Origin of the sequence: Rhodococcus sp. PvR044 (genome assembly GCF_040548995.1) — a bacterium.
Lineage (GTDB): Bacteria > Actinomycetota > Actinomycetes > Mycobacteriales > Mycobacteriaceae > Rhodococcus_G > Rhodococcus_G oryzae.
The window spans coordinates 164,815-178,517 of sequence record NZ_JBEPSX010000006.1 but is presented as its reverse complement, the minus strand read 5'-3'; the positions used below and the strand labels follow the sequence as shown (position 1 = coordinate 178,517).

The window sequence follows — 13,703 nt, the reverse complement described above, 5'->3', positions numbered from 1 at the left end:
CCTGGTAGGGAAATCCATACCAGGAGTTCGTGGGCGTCCCAGGCAGATTCGGGGGCGGCGCTCGGACAGGCTGGTTCCATGGACATTCCCGACCTGCCGTCGATGGTGACCGGTCTCGGCCGCATGCTCGACGTGGACAACCTGACGTTGGCGCCCGCGCCGCTGCTGTTCTTGGTCGTGGGGGTGTTGTTGGTAGTCGAGTCGGGGTACCTGATCGGACTTGTGTTGCCGGGAAACAGCATCCCGCTGACCCTCGGAATGCTGGTGGCGAGTGGCGCTCTCCACACGGTCCATGCGGTGGTCGTGGTGGCGGTGTCGTCGTGCGCGGGCGCCCAGCTGGCTTTTGCTCGGGCGCGTCGGCACGGGACATGCGTCCTCCCCGAAGTACTCGGCCGCCCGCTGCCTGACCGGGTCGCGGCCTGGCAGCGGTGGCTGCACGAGCAGTCGGGTTCGAGACCGCGTTCGATCGCCGTTTGCGGTCACATGATCGGCGGGGTGCGGACGCTGGCGCCTCGCGTCCTGGCCGGAACGCGTCTTCGCCGACGCGATTTCACTATGGTGAGCGTTGCCGCAGCCACCCTGTGGGCGATGGCCCTTGTCTCGGTGGGCTCGATCGTCGGCGACAACGAGGTACTGCGGACCGCCTACGGTTTTGCGTGGATTCCAGTGGTGCTCGTCGCGGTGGGGAGCCGGCTTCGCGATAGGTCACGGCTCTGAGCAGCGGCGTCAGAAGGGGTTTGCCGTCCGCCCGACGAGGTCGGCCACCGACTCGATGACCCGTGTCGGCCGGTAGGGGAACATCTCGACCGATGCGCGGGTGGAGATGCCGGTGAGCACGAGGATGGTCTGCAGGCCGGCCTCGAGGCCGGAGACGACGTCGGTGTCCATCCGGTCGCCGATCATCAGGGTGTGTTCGGAGTGCGCGCCGATCGCCCGCAGCGCCGAGCGCATCATCAACGGGTTCGGCTTGCCGACGTAGTACGGCTCCCGCCCGGTGGCCCTGGTGATCAGCGCCGCGACCGACCCGGTCGCGGGCAGCGAACCCTCGCGCGACGGCCCGGTCGCGTCCGGGTTGGTGGCGAGGAACCGAGCGCCGCGCTCGATCAATCGGATCGCGGTGGTGATCGCCTCGAATGAGTAGGTGCGGGTCTCGCCCAGCACCACGTAGTCCGGATCCCGATCGGTGAGCACGTACCCGATGTCGTGCAGCGCGGTCGTGAGCCCGGACTCGCCGACCACATATGCGCTGCCATTCGGGCGCTGGGTGCGCAGGAAGGTCGCCGTGGCCAGCGCCGAGGTCCAGATCGCCTCCTCGGGGATGTCGAGGCCGGTCTGCACGAGGCGGGCGCGCAGGTCGCGGGGAGTGCGGATCGAGTTGTTGGTCAGCACCACGAACGGGGTGCCTGCCGTCTGGAGCTCGGCCAGGAACTCGTCGGCCCCCGGGATCAGGTGGTCCTCGTGGACGAGGACGCCGTCCATGTCCATGAGGTAGGTCCAGCCGGTGGTCTGCTCGTCGGTGGTCACGGGTCAATTGTGACCTGTGCGCGCCCCTCCCGTGTTTGTCGCCGAGTCCGGACGGTCGTCAGAATCGGCGGACCTGGTTGATCGGGGGCAGTTCGGACAACGGGGTCAGCCCGATCGGCACGCCTGCTCCGTAGGCATTGAAGACCTGCCCGAAGCCCGCGTAGATGCCGACGTGGTCGTTCGCGGTGCGGAACGTGATGATGTCGCCGGGCGCCATCGCCCATGCGGGGACGGAGTTGCCGGCCCACGCCTGCTGCTGGCTGACCCGCGGCAGCTGCACCCCGGCCTGCCGGAACGCCCACTGGGTCAGGCCAGAGCAGTCCCAGGCGTTGGGGCCGGTGCCGCCCCAGAGGTAGGGCTTCCCGGTCTGGGTGGTGGCCGCTGCCAGCGCGATGAGACCCGCGGGGCTCGGGACGGGCAGGGCGAACTCGGAGCTGCCCGCGCTCCCCGAGCTGCCCGCGCTCCCGGAGCTGCCGGGCTGGGCCAGGGCCGGTGCGACGGGCAATGTCACGAGGCAGGCCGCCACTGCCGTCCCGGCGAGTGCTCTGCGTAGGTACTTCCCGGATCTGCCGTTCGTTGTCGATGGGGTCACGGAAATGTCCTCCTCGGTGGGGCACCTGGGAATAGATCTCTGACACCTTGGATCACAGAACAGTCGCGGAGTGTTACAGGTCACTGCACAGTGTGGCCCACAGCGCAACAGTCCGGGGGCGAACCGGCGCGGATTCGACGCCTGCGCGCCTGCCGGTGCGAAGATCACCCGGTGGCGGAAATCGAGCGGCCCGATGAGCGGTTCACCCTGGCGAGCGAGCGGACGTTCCTGGCGTGGATGCGGACCTCGCTCGGGTTCCTTGCCGGTGGCATCGCCATGGTCCACCTGGTGCCCGACTTCAGCACAGGGTGGGTGCGCACCCTGCTCGGGCTCGTGCTGATCCTGCTGTCCGTCGCGGCCTCGCTGGTCGGGATGCGACGCTGGCTGCAGGTCCGGCACGCGCTCGAGCGCGGAGCGCCGATGCCCGAGGCCAGGGAGTTGTGGCTGTTCGCGGTCGCCGTGTCGCTGGTCGCGGGGTTCACCGTGGTGGTGACCGTGATCGGCGCGCTCTGAGCGGGCGGCGTCGAGGCGAACCCGACCCCCCGTGGCGGGCCGAGAATGTCCCGTGCATAGTGAGTCTCGGTTGTGACGGGTAGCACTCGCTAGGAGGAACGGTGGCTCTCAAGCTCGGGTACAAGGCTTCTGCGGAGCAGTTCGGGCCGCGCGAGCTGGTGGAACTCGCCGTGCTGGCCGAGGCGCACGGGATGGACTCGGCCACGGTGTCGGATCATTTCCAGCCGTGGCGGCACAACGGTGGGCACGCGCCGTTCTCCCTCGCCTGGATGACCGCGGTCGGCGAGCGCACCACGACGCTGCAGCTGGGCACCTCGGTGATGACCCCGACGTTCCGCTACAACCCGGCCGTCGTGGCCCAGGCGTTCGCGACGATGGGCTGCCTGTACCCGGGACGCATCATGCTCGGCGTCGGCACCGGTGAGGCTCTCAACGAGATCGCCACGGGCTACCAGGGCGAGTGGCCGGAGTTCAAGGAGCGGTTCGCGCGGCTGCGCGAGTCGGTGCAGTTGATGCGCCAGCTGTGGACCGGCGAGCGCACCGACTTCGAGGGCGAGTACTACCGCACCACCGGCGCCTCGATCTACGACGTCCCCGAGGGCGGCATCCCCGTGTACATCGCGGCAGGCGGCCCGGTGGTCGCCCGGTACGCGGGCCGCGCGGGTGACGGCTTCATCTGCACCTCGGGCAAGGGCATGGACCTCTACACCGAGAAGCTGATGCCCGCCGTCGCCGAGGGCGCGGAGAAGGTCGGGCGCGATGTCGCCGAGATCGACAAGATGATCGAGATCAAGATCTCCTACGACACCGACCCCGAACTGGCCCTGGAGAACACCCGGTTCTGGGCGCCGCTGTCGCTGACGCCCGAGCAGAAGCACTCCATCGAGGACCCGATCGAGATGGAGGCGGCCGCGGACGCCCTGCCGATCGAGCAGGTCGCCAAGCGGTGGATCGTCGCCTCCGACCCCGACGAGGCGGTCGAGCAGGTCAAGCAGTACACCGACGCGGGCCTGAACCACCTGGTCTTCCACGCCCCCGGCCACGACCAGCGCCGGTTCCTGGAGCTGTTCGAGCGCGACCTGGCACCGCGGCTGCGCAAGCTCGGATAGCGCGGGCCGGGCCGGTAGGCAGGCGCACTAGGCTTGCCGGTCATGGATGCCAGCGACGACGTCATGGAAGCAGCACGCCGGATCGGGGCGGTGTTCGGCGGGTTGCCGCAGGTGCTGCGATTCCGGGCTGCGGTCGATGCGGACACCGACGGCGAGACCCCGGACGAGGTGTCGATCGCGGTCGGGGACGGTTGCCCGGGTCCGGGTTACGCCTCGTACGCGACGCTGGACATGTCCCGCTTCCCGACGAATGTCACCACCGATGACGGCCGGCCGATCCGCACCGAGCTGGTCACGGTCGGGCGCGCCGACTACCGCGCGCTGGCCGACGTGCTCGCGCAGTGCGCCTTCGCGGTGGCATCCGGCTCGTTCCACCTGACGCCGAACTGCATCATCCCGAACGCGATCCGCGAGGTGGACCCGGCGCGGTCGATGAAGCACCTGCTCCTGGTGGTGCCGTTCATCTGGCCGGACCTGGAGATCCTGGTCGACACCGAGGAGAGCGTCGACACCTGGCTGCAGGCGGTGCCGATCAGCGACAGCGAGCTCGAGTTCTCGGCCGCCAACGGGACCGATCAGCTCTTCCGGCGGCTCGAGGCGGCAGGCGCGGACGTGTCGGACATCGATCGCGCGCCGGTGTTCTGACGCGCGGGCAGGCTCAGCCGGGCGTGCGCGACCAGCGCCGCGGCCGCCGAACTGGCCGGGCCGTCCGAGCGCCAGGCGAGCGCGATGCGGCCGCGCAATCCTGGCCGGGTGATGGTGACGGCCCGCAGCGCGCCCGCGTGCGCGTCCGCGACCGTCGTCGGCAGGACGGCCACCCCGAGCCCGCGCGCCGCCAGCCGTGCCAGGACATTCGGGTCGCTCGCCTCGAATGCCACGCGGGGTGTGAATCCGGCTCGGGCGCAGGCGTTGTCGAGGGCGGTGCGGAGGCCGGTACCGCGGGGCAGGGCGATCAGTTCACGGTCGCACAGCGCCTCGAGTGTGACGCTGTCGCGGGCGGCCAGTGGGTCGCCCGGCGGGGCCGCGGCGACGAACGGCTCGTCCACGAGGACGTGAACGGACACCCCCGGTGGCGGCGGTCCGGCCAGCCCGACGAGCGCGACGTCGAGCCTGCCCTCGCGCAGCGCGCCGAGTAGCCGCTCGGAGGTGTCCTCCGAGAGCGAGATACCCACGCCGGGGTGCTCGGCGTGGAAGCCGGCCAGCATGTCCGCCACGGTGACCGTCGGGCCCGCGGTGACCATCCCGACCGAGACGTGCCCACGAATCAGTCCGGCCAGCTCGTCGACGGCGGCCCGCGCCCCAGCCACCGAGGCCAGGGCGGCCCTGGCGTGGGGGAGCACCGCCTCGCCCGCGGCGGTCGGCCGGACGGTGCGGCCCGATCGGTCCAGCAGTTCCTGTCCCAGCTCGCGTTCGAGCCGGCGGATCTGCGCGCTGACGCCCGGCTGGGCGACGTGCACCCGCTCGGCCGCCCGGGTGAAATTCGCCTCCTCGACCACCGCGACGAAGTACTCCAGTTGGCGAAGTTCCATAACCAGAGATTCTAGCTACGAGACAAACCAGTTCTTGGACTTATCGACGCGGTCCTCGCAGGATGGAGTGGTCAGGAACATCAGCTCCGCGCGGAGCGAGAACGAGGGAGACCGCGATGACCAGCCTACGCGAAAAGGCAACCACCCCAGAGGATCTGGCCAGGATGTTCGTCGAGCGAGCCAATGCCGGCGACGCCGCCGGGATCGCCGAGCTGTACGAGCCCGACGCCGTGCTGGCCTTCCCGCCGGGCAGCGAGACCGTGGGACGGGAGGCGATCCGTGCCGTCATCGAGCAGCTCCTGGCGAACCGGCCGCACTTCGAGGTCGAGGAGCCGATGCCGACGGTGCGCAGCGGGGACCTGGCGATGACCTCCACCCGGCCCGCGGACGACACCGGCGGTCGGGTGCAGGTGGTGCGTCGTCAGCCGGATGGGAGCTGGTTGCGGGTCATGGACCGCCCGGAGGCCCGCGGCTGAGTCGCTCACAGACGACGTTCAGGCAGCGGATCGACCGGAATCACGATCGGTGGCCGCAGCTCGCGCCGCACCGAGTACTCCGCCTCCCCGTGCAGCAGCTTCTCGCCGCCGGGAACGGACAGATCCACGGACACCGCACCGGCCTCGCAGTCGACGGAATCGATGGCCCCGAGCCGCACCGCGACCGCCGTCTCACACATGCCGAAGGCGATCCGCAGGTCGAACCCGATCCGGGCGACCTCGGTGCCGTCGATGAGCAGCGCGACCTCCGGCCGGTGTTCGGAGATGACGCGGTAGGGATCGACCAGCATCACCACCTCCTCGCGACCGGGCGAGGCCGCGGTGACGCGCGCAGCCTCGGCGAGGGCCCGGTACTTCTTCAGCCCGGCCAGCAGCAGGGGACAGGGGTCCTGATCGAGGAAGCGCAACGCGGTGGACAGGATGCGGCTGTCGATCAGCCGCAGCGCCGAGCGCGGCACCGCCCGGGTGGTGGACACCCGGTCCGGGGTCATCCCGGTCGGCGGCAGGTGGGGCTTCATGCGCGAGGTCAGGGCGTCGTCGGACTGCTGCCCGAACACGGTGGCGCGCAGGGTCGATCTGGTCACGATCTCAGTTCTGGTCACGGCCGTTCTCCTCGATGAACTGGTGGCCGGCGTCCTCCCGGGGTTCGAGGCGCACGGCATGACCGTGCATCTGCCCCGGCGGCGGTTCGACCGCGACGACGGGGGGCGCCGGCTTCGGCTGGGTGTCCACGTGCTCGGTCGGCCACCGCCGGACTCGCCGGGCCCGCACCACGACCCCGGCGCCCGCGGCCGCGGCGACGGAGGTCAACCCGGCCGTGGCGATCACGGCGACCGGCGGGGAGCCCGCCGAGCCGGGGGTGACGTACTCGTCGGTGGTCGAGATCGGCCGACCGGTGGTGGTAGGCGACCCCCGATCGGGCGTGAGCGTCAGGCGCGGATCCGGTTGCGTCGTGTTCGCGGTTCCTCCAGCCGGCGCACCCGTCGGGCCGGGTGTGAGCGTCGAGGCACCGCGCTGCGGGCCGGCGCCCCCGGTGCCGCCGGTGCTCGAAGGGGCTTCCGTGGTGACCGGGGGGTCCGTCGTTTCGGTGTCCGTCCATGGGGGCGGGCTCGGGATCGTCGACACAGGGGGCGTCCATGTGGGAATGCTGGGGCCAGGCCCAGGGGTCCACTGGGGAATGGTCGGCGGCGGCAGCGGGGGCCATTCCTGTCCGCCCCGCCTTGGATCCGGCAAATCGGGGATGGTGGGCACCGGCAGCGCGGTCGCCTGCGCAGGAGTCGCCTCGAACCCGGGCGCTGTGAGAGTAAACACCACTGCGACGGCCACGCCTGCGAGCACGGACGCCATCGACCAGGATGTAGTTCGCATCGATACTCATCCCCTGTGGCCAAATCACATGATCGGGCCTGAGTACGACATTGCCACCGGGTTCCGGACCGGGCACGCGTAGTCGACTACCCGAGTCCGGCGTGCCCGCGGCCGTGGCTGTGGCCGACGGCGGACCGCGATCCGCACCATTAGGGTGAACGCCATGGCATCCGCGGAGTCGGCAGTCTCGAGCATCTACATCGCCTCCCCAGAGGGGGATACCGGGAAATCGACCATCGCGCTCGGCGTGCTGCAGATGCTCAGCGGCTCGGCCGCCCGGGTCGGGGTGTTCCGGCCGATCGCGCGCTCCACCGACGAGCCGGACTACATCCTGGAGTTACTCCTCGACCACACGTCCGCGGATCTCGGTTATGAGCAGTGCCTCGGCGTCACCTACGAGCAAGTACACGCCGATCCGGAGCTGGCGCTCAGCGAGATCGTCTCGCGTTACCACGATGTCGCGGAACAGTGCGACGCCGTGGTGATCATCGGCAGCGACTACACGGACGTCGCCAGCCCGAGCGAGCTGAGCTACAACGCCCGGATCGCGGTGAACCTGGATGCACCGGTGCTGCTCGCGCTCCGCGGGTCGGGCCGGACCCCCGACGAGGTGTTGCAGCTGGCCCAGATCTGCGCGGCCGAGCTGCGCGCGCAGCACGCCCACCTGGTGGGCATCGTCGCGAACCGCTGCGACCCCGCCCGGCTCGGCGAGGTGACCACGGCGCTGGAGCCGATGGCGGTGCCCGCATGGACCCTGCCCGAGATCCCGCTGCTGGTCGCGCCGACCATGGGTGAGCTGCTGACCGCGGTCGACGGCGAGCTGTACAGCGGGGATCCCGAGCTGCTGCAGCGCGAGGCACTGCACGTGATGGTCGGCGGGATGACGGCCGAGCACATCCTCGAGCGGCTCTCGGAGGGCGTGGTGGTGATCGCCCCGGGCGATCGGTCCGACGTGCTGCTCGCGATGGTCAATGCCCATGAGGCGGAAGGGTTTCCGTCGCTCGCCGGGATCATCATGAACGGTGGCATCGCACCGCACCCGGCCATTGCGAAGCTCGTCGCCGGACTCAAGCCGCGGTTGCCGATCCTCACCACCGACCTCGGGACATTCGACACCGCCAGCGCGGCCGCGCAGGCCAGGGGACGTGTCGGGGTCGGTTCGCAGCGCAAGGTGGACACCGCGCTGAGCCTGATGGAGCAGCGCGTGAACGCGGCCGACCTGCTGGCCCGTCTCGAGGTCGCCAGGCCCGAGGTGGTGACCCCGCAGATGTTCGAGTACCAGTTGATCGAGCGGGCCAGGGCGGACCGCAAACACATCGTGCTGCCGGAGGGCGACGACGACCGGATCCTGCGGGCGGCAGGACGGTTGTTGCAGCGCAAGGTCGCCGACCTGACCATCCTCGGGGAGGAGGGCCCGGTGCGCAGGCGCGCCGCGGAGCTCGGCGTCGACCTGAGTGCGGCCACGGTGCTCGACCCGACGAACTGCGAGTACACCGACCAGTTCGCGAAGGAGTACGCACGGCTGCGGGCGCACAAGGGGATGACCGTCGAACGCGCCCGCGAGGTGATGGCCGACATCTCCTACTTCGGAACGATGATGGTGCAGTTGGGGATCGCCGACGGCATGGTCTCCGGTGCCGCGCACACCACTGCGCACACGATCCGGCCGTCGTTCGAGATCATCAAGACCGCGCCCGGCGTCTCGACCGTCTCGAGCATCTTCCTGATGTGCCTGGCCGACCGGGTGCTGGCCTACGGCGATTGCGCGGTCGTGCCGGACCCGACCTCGGAGCAGCTGGCGGACATCGCGATCTCCTCCTCGCAGACCGCGGCCCAGTTCGGCATCGACCCGCTGATCGCGATGCTGTCGTATTCGACCGGCGACTCGGGCTCCGGTGCGGAGGTGGACAAGGTCCGCGAGGCGACTGTCCTGGTCCGCGAACGGCGGCCGGACCTGTTGGTGGATGGACCGATCCAGTACGACGCGGCCATCGAGCCGACGGTGGCGAGCACGAAGCTGCCCGATTCGAAGGTGGCCGGGCGGGCCACGGTGTTCGTGTTCCCCGATCTGAACACCGGGAACAACACGTACAAGGCGGTGCAACGCAGCGCGGGGGCGGTCGCGGTCGGCCCGGTCCTGCAGGGCCTGAGGAAACCGGTCAACGACCTGTCCCGCGGCGCGCTGATCCAGGACATCGTCAACACGGTCGCCATCACGGCGATCCAGGCGCAGGGCGTCGAAGAAGGGGGTCAGCGGTGAACGGTCCGGTGCTGGTCATCAATTCGGGCTCGTCCTCGATCAAGTACCAGTTGATCGACCCCGACGGCGGCGAGGCCATCGCCTCGGGACTCGTCGAACGGATCGGCGAGCCGGACGGCGTCATCGGGCACCGGCAGGGCGGCACCGACAGCGAGCATCGCGGTCCGATCGCCGACCACGCGGAGGGCCTGCGGCTGGCCTTCGCGATGTTCGCGGAGGCGGGTATGGATCTGACGACAGCGGGCATCGCCGCGGTCGGTCACCGCGTGGTGCACGGCGGCGAGGTGTTCTACCGGCCGACCCGGATCACCGCGGACGTGATCGCCGAGATCTCCCGGCTGTCCGCCCTTGCCCCGCTGCACAATCCGGCGAACGTGGTCGGCATCGAGAGCGCGATGCGGGTTTTCCCCGACCTCCCGCACGTCGCGGTCTTCGACACCGCCTTCTTTCACACGCTGCCCGCGGAGGCCCGGACCTACGCCATCGACGCCCAGGTGGCGGCGGCACACGGGGTGCGCCGCTACGGATTCCACGGCACCTCGCACGAGTACGTCTCCGGCCGGGTGGCGGAGGTGCTCGGCCGGGACAACACAGAGCTCAACCAGATCGTGCTGCATCTGGGCAACGGGGCCTCGGCTTCGGCCATCGCGGGCGGCAGGGCGATGGACACCTCGATGGGGCTGACCCCGCTCGAGGGGCTGGTGATGGGCACCCGCAGCGGTGACATCGATCCGGGCATCGTGATGCACCTGCGGCGCAGCGCGGACCTGGACGTGGACGCCATCGACGACCTGCTCAATCGCGGGTCCGGGCTCAAGGGTCTGTGTGGGGTCAACGACTTTCGCGAGCTCCGCCGCCTCATCGCCGACGGCGACGAGGCGGCCCGGCTCGCCTACGACGTCTACATCCACCGGCTGCGCAAGTACATCGGCGCGTACCTGGTCACCCTGGGCAGGGTCGACACCATCGCCTTCACCGCCGGGGTGGGCGAGAACGCGGTCGAGGTCCGCGCCGACGCGCTCGCCGGTCTCGAGTCGCTCGGAATCGAGATCGACCTCGAGCGCAATGCGGCGAAAGACCGTTCCGCCCGGGTGATCTCGACGGACTCGTCGCGGGTCACGGTGCTGGTGGTGCCGACAAACGAGGAGTTGGCCATCGCCAGGGTCGCGCGGAGCTTCGCCCCGGATGGCGCGGGCGAGCAAGGGCAGCGATGATTTTCGGGCGGCTCGCGGGTCTACATCCCTGAAAGCCCACCAGAGGCGAACAACAACCGAAGAGGAGCGAGTCCCATGCGCATCGTTATCAGCGAGTTCATCAGCTTGGACGGCGTCGTGCAGGCACCGGGTGGACCCGAGGAGGACACCGACGGTGGATTCGCCCACGGCGGCTGGTCGCACCCGTTCTTCGACCCGGAGGTGGTCGGCGGTGCGTTTGACGATGCGTTGAGCAAGGCCGAGGCGCTGCTGTTCGGACGCCGGACGTGGCAGACGATGGCGGGGGCGTGGCCCGAGCGGGCCGGTGACCCGTTCGCCGACAAGATGAACGCCATCGCGAAATACGTCGTGTCCGACTCCCTGGCCGAGGACGAGCTGACGTGGGAGAACACCACGCGGATCACCGGCGACGAGGCCGTTGCCCGTATCCGGGAGCTGCGCGCGACCGAGGGCGGCGACCTGGTGGTCATGGGCAGCCCCACCCTGGTGCGCACCCTCCTGCAGGAGGGCCTGGTCGACGAGCTCCGGCTCATGGTCATGCCGGTACTGCTCGGCGGCGGGAAGAAGATCTTCCCCGACGGCGGCAAGCTGAACAGCCTCGAGCTGGTCTCCACCGCCATCAGCCCGGCTGGTGTGCACGTGTGCACCTACCGGCCGGTCACGGAGGGCTAGAACCGCGACGGTCCCCGTCCGATCGGGCGGGGACCGTGCGATGCCCGGTCAGATCAGGCTCTTGGGCCGGATCGAGTTGGCGAGGTCCACGAGTACGTACCGGTGTCTGCGGTCCTCGGCGTTGCGCGCGAGGGCCCGCAGCCCGGCCTCGGTGCCCGCGCGCAGTCCCCGTTCGGTGAACGCGACACCGAGGATCGGTTCGTGTTCGGATTTCGCGACGTGGCCGAGCAGCACCCAGTCCAGCGCGGTGCCGAGCACCAGCGTGCGCATCTGCAGGGCCCGGCCCTCGTTGGGCGGCAACGCGTTCACCCGGCGCGCGGCCTCCCTGATGGCGGTCTCGCGGATCTCCTCGAGCGGCCCGCCCGAGAGCAGCGTGAGTACCGAGGTCATCCGGGCGACGTTGAAATGCCGTGAGCTCGGCGGCACCTGATCGAGGGCCGCGATCGCGCCGGTGATGTCGCCCTTGTCGGCCAGCTGCCTGGCGAGCCCGAAGGCGGCGCTGACCATGCTGCGGTCCGTGCGCCAGACCGTTCGGTAGTACTTCTCGGCGAACCTGCGCCATTGCTCGGGTTGATCGGTGTCCCAGTGCTGCAGAATGAGTTCCGCGGTGGCGGCCAACGCCAGCTTTGGGGCCATCTCGCCGGGGAGCGCCTCGAGCACGGACTCGAACTGGCTCATCGCCTGCTCGTACTCGGCGCCGAGCAGGGAGGCCATGCCGCCATACCAGTCGACCCGCCAGTTCGATCCCTTTGCCGCGCTGAGCGAACCGAGCACCCGAGACGCCTCGGTCGCGTCGCCGAGGTCGAGGTGTGCCTTCGCCTCGGCCAGCGCGATCTCGGCGGTGAACCCCGCACGGCCGTCCACCGTTCGCTCGAGCCCGTTCGCCCTGGCGTGGCGGATGGCGTCCAGGGTCTGATCCGGCTCGGCGTGCACCGCGGCCGCGAGCAGGGCGGCGCTCGGGTCGGACGGGTTGATCAGCGGAACGGCCAGCGCGGCGGTGATGTCACGCCCCGACATGGTCGGCTCGTGCTTGCGGCCGTCGACATAGACATCGGTCTGCCGTACCACTTCCTCGGTCCCGAAGGTGGTCCGCTGCGGGCTGAAGAGTTCGGAGAGCCCCGGACGCTCCTCGTTGGTCTGCTGGGCCAGGGTCTCACGGAGCACCCCGGTGAGCTGGCTGGCCATCTCCTCCGCGGAGCTGAACCGGTGATCGGGATCGGCGGCGGTCGCCCGCAGCAACAGCCGATGGAAGGACTCGTACTCGGCGATCAGCGGTGCCTGCTCGGGATCGGGCAGTCCGTCGAGGTATTTGCCTTTGGCGGAAGGCATCTGGAGGCTGAGCACGGCGAGGGTCCGGCCGACCGTGTAGATGTCGGAGGCGATGGTCGGACCGGTCCTGAGGATCTCAGGCGCCTGGTACCCGGGAGTGCCGTAGAGGTAGCCGTAGTCCTCGATGCCCGCGACCGCGCCGAGGTCGATCAGCTTGAGCTGGTCGTCGGTGATCATGATGTTCTCTGGCTTGAGGTCGTTGTAGACCAGGCCAACCGAATGCAGGTAGCCGAGCGCGGGCAGGATCTCGAGCACGTACGCCATCGCCTGTTCGACCGGAATCCGTTCCGGCCGTTTGTGAGTGCTGAGTACGTCGCGGAGCGAATGCCCGGCGACGTATTCCATGACGATGTACCCCATCGGGCTGCCGTCGGGCCGTGGATGCTCGACGAAGTTGTAGATCTTCACGATGCTCGGGTGCGCCACCTCCGCCAGGAACTGCCGCTCGGCGAGTGCGACGGCCTGCGCCTCGGCATCCCCGAAGTGCAGCAGGCCCTTGAGCACCACCCAGCGATCGCTGACGTTGCGGTCGATCGCGAGGTAGATCCAGCCGAGCCCGCCGTGCGCGATGCAACCCTGCACCTCGTACTGACCGCCGACCAGGTCGCCGGGACCGAGCAGCGGAGTGAAGTCGAAGATGGTGCCGCAGGAGGGGCAGATCCCCGCGGACGCCGCGGGTTCGGAGTGGCCCTTGCGGCCGACCGGCTTTCCACATTTCCAGCAGAACCGCTTTTTCTCCGGCACGACGGGATCGACCATCACCGCGTCGGCGGGCTCGACGGCGGTGACCGGCGGGACCTCGACCAGGCCGGCGCCGAGGCGGCGGCGCACACTTGTCCTCGACCGTTGCGAGCGACTCCCTCGCCCGGTGGTGCGGGCGGGCGCGGTCGATTCCGGTGCGGTCGCCTGGGTGCGGCCGGACGCTTCCGGTACGGAGGCCTGGGTGCGGCCGGAGACATCCGGTGCGGAGGCCTGGGTGCGGACGGACGGCTCCGGCATCGAGGCCTGGGTCCGCATCGACCGTTCGGTCGGCGCGGACGGCGGCTCCGGGACCGACGGCTCCGGTCCCGGATCTCCTTGCGTTCCAGCCATTGTC

The 13,703-nt window shown here is 69.8% G+C and carries 14 protein-coding genes; 8 read left to right on the top strand and 6 right to left on the bottom strand.

Translation table 11 applies throughout. From position 1 onward, the window contains the following. Positions 1-78: 78 nt before the first annotated feature. Entirely contained in the window at positions 79-717 is a 639-nt protein-coding gene (locus tag ABIC28_RS16000; protein ID WP_209928506.1) for a DedA family protein, read from the top strand. 9 nt (positions 718-726) lie between these two features. Here the strand turns inward: ABIC28_RS16000 and ABIC28_RS15995 are convergent, their stop codons facing one another. Beyond that, positions 727-1,485, bottom strand: a complete 759-nt coding sequence (locus ABIC28_RS15995) for an HAD-IIA family hydrolase (protein ID WP_209929228.1) — start codon at positions 1,483-1,485, stop codon at positions 727-729. A 97-nt stretch (positions 1,486-1,582) separates the two neighbouring features. Continuing rightward, the gene (locus ABIC28_RS15990) at positions 1,583-2,035 is read right to left on the bottom strand and encodes a C40 family peptidase (protein ID WP_257017016.1); all 453 of its coding nucleotides are present in this window, start codon (positions 2,033-2,035) and stop codon (positions 1,583-1,585) included. Between the two features lie 252 nt (positions 2,036-2,287). Between ABIC28_RS15990 and ABIC28_RS15985 the strand changes: the two genes are divergently transcribed. The 3 genes from ABIC28_RS15985 (at position 2,288) to ABIC28_RS15975 (ending at position 4,383) form a co-directional block, all read left to right on the top strand. Next, a complete protein-coding gene (locus ABIC28_RS15985) occupies positions 2,288-2,629 on the top strand; it encodes a YidH family protein (RefSeq protein ID WP_077040504.1) in 342 nt (113 codons plus the stop codon). A gap of 101 nt (positions 2,630-2,730) precedes the next feature. After that, positions 2,731-3,738: a glucose-6-phosphate dehydrogenase (coenzyme-F420) gene (gene fgd / locus ABIC28_RS15980; protein WP_354579750.1), complete on the top strand. Its 1,008-nt coding sequence runs from the start codon at positions 2,731-2,733 to the stop codon at positions 3,736-3,738. 42 nt (positions 3,739-3,780) lie between these two features. Beyond that, positions 3,781-4,383, top strand: coding sequence for a suppressor of fused domain protein (locus tag ABIC28_RS15975; RefSeq protein WP_097210117.1), 603 nt, complete (start codon positions 3,781-3,783; stop codon positions 4,381-4,383). Here the strand turns inward: ABIC28_RS15975 and ABIC28_RS15970 are convergent. Further along, positions 4,314-5,267 carry a LysR family transcriptional regulator gene (locus ABIC28_RS15970; protein WP_354579748.1) on the bottom strand — a complete coding sequence of 318 codons (954 nt, stop codon included), beginning with the start codon at positions 5,265-5,267 and terminating at the stop codon, positions 4,314-4,316. The genes ABIC28_RS15975 and ABIC28_RS15970 overlap by 70 nt on opposite strands. A 116-nt stretch (positions 5,268-5,383) precedes the next feature. On the opposite strand from ABIC28_RS15970, the gene ABIC28_RS15965 reads away from it, so the two are divergent. Further along, positions 5,384-5,743 (top strand): YybH family protein, encoded by a 360-nt coding sequence (locus tag ABIC28_RS15965; protein ID WP_097210119.1) that lies wholly within the window; start codon positions 5,384-5,386, stop codon positions 5,741-5,743. 5 nt (positions 5,744-5,748) lie between these two features. Here ABIC28_RS15965 and ABIC28_RS15960 read toward each other — a convergent pair whose 3' ends face one another. Further along, positions 5,749-6,366, bottom strand: coding sequence for a hypothetical protein (locus tag ABIC28_RS15960; protein WP_143548373.1), 618 nt, complete (start codon positions 6,364-6,366; stop codon positions 5,749-5,751). Continuing rightward, positions 6,353-7,132: a hypothetical protein gene (locus tag ABIC28_RS15955; protein ID WP_143548374.1), complete on the bottom strand. Its 780-nt coding sequence runs from the start codon at positions 7,130-7,132 to the stop codon at positions 6,353-6,355. Before ABIC28_RS15955 ends, ABIC28_RS15960 begins: the two co-directional genes overlap by 14 nt. A gap of 163 nt (positions 7,133-7,295) precedes the next feature. Here ABIC28_RS15955 and pta point away from each other — a divergent pair, with 163 nt between their 5' ends. The 3 genes from pta to ABIC28_RS15940 all read left to right on the top strand — a co-directional run bounded on the left by pta (position 7,296) and on the right by ABIC28_RS15940 (position 11,278). Further along, on the top strand, positions 7,296-9,392 hold the full coding sequence (gene pta / locus ABIC28_RS15950; protein ID WP_097210122.1) for a phosphate acetyltransferase: 2,097 nt from the start codon (positions 7,296-7,298) through the stop codon (positions 9,390-9,392). Continuing rightward, positions 9,389-10,606 (top strand): acetate kinase, encoded by a 1,218-nt coding sequence (locus ABIC28_RS15945; RefSeq protein WP_354579744.1) that lies wholly within the window; start codon positions 9,389-9,391, stop codon positions 10,604-10,606. Before pta ends, ABIC28_RS15945 begins: the two co-directional genes overlap by 4 nt. A 75-nt stretch (positions 10,607-10,681) precedes the next feature. After that, positions 10,682-11,278, top strand: coding sequence for a dihydrofolate reductase family protein (locus tag ABIC28_RS15940; protein ID WP_269588488.1), 597 nt, complete (start codon positions 10,682-10,684; stop codon positions 11,276-11,278). A 48-nt stretch (positions 11,279-11,326) separates the two neighbouring features. Here the strand turns inward: ABIC28_RS15940 and ABIC28_RS15935 are convergent, their stop codons facing one another. Next, positions 11,327-13,699 carry a serine/threonine-protein kinase gene (locus ABIC28_RS15935; protein ID WP_373560217.1) on the bottom strand — a complete coding sequence of 791 codons (2,373 nt, stop codon included), beginning with the start codon at positions 13,697-13,699 and terminating at the stop codon, positions 11,327-11,329. Positions 13,700-13,703: the final 4 nt, after the last annotated feature.

Excerpts from the sequence above, each read along its gene's own strand:
- ABIC28_RS16000 (WP_209928506.1), top strand. The coding sequence starts at position 79 with ATGGACATTCCCGACCTGCCGTCGATGGTGACCGGTCTCGGCCGCATG.
- ABIC28_RS15995 (WP_209929228.1), bottom strand. The coding sequence starts at position 1,485 with ATGGACATGGACGGCGTCCTCGTCCACGAGGACCACCTGATCCCGGGG.
- ABIC28_RS15975 (WP_097210117.1), top strand. The coding sequence starts at position 3,781 with ATGGATGCCAGCGACGACGTCATGGAAGCAGCACGCCGGATCGGGGCG.
- ABIC28_RS15970 (WP_354579748.1), bottom strand. The coding sequence starts at position 5,267 with ATGGAACTTCGCCAACTGGAGTACTTCGTCGCGGTGGTCGAGGAGGCG.
- ABIC28_RS15965 (WP_097210119.1), top strand. The coding sequence starts at position 5,384 with ATGACCAGCCTACGCGAAAAGGCAACCACCCCAGAGGATCTGGCCAGG.
- ABIC28_RS15955 (WP_143548374.1), bottom strand. The coding sequence starts at position 7,132 with ATGCGAACTACATCCTGGTCGATGGCGTCCGTGCTCGCAGGCGTGGCC.
- pta (WP_097210122.1), top strand. The coding sequence starts at position 7,296 with ATGGCATCCGCGGAGTCGGCAGTCTCGAGCATCTACATCGCCTCCCCA.
- ABIC28_RS15940 (WP_269588488.1), top strand. The coding sequence starts at position 10,682 with ATGCGCATCGTTATCAGCGAGTTCATCAGCTTGGACGGCGTCGTGCAG.
- ABIC28_RS15935 (WP_373560217.1), bottom strand. The coding sequence starts at position 13,699 with ATGGCTGGAACGCAAGGAGATCCGGGACCGGAGCCGTCGGTCCCGGAG.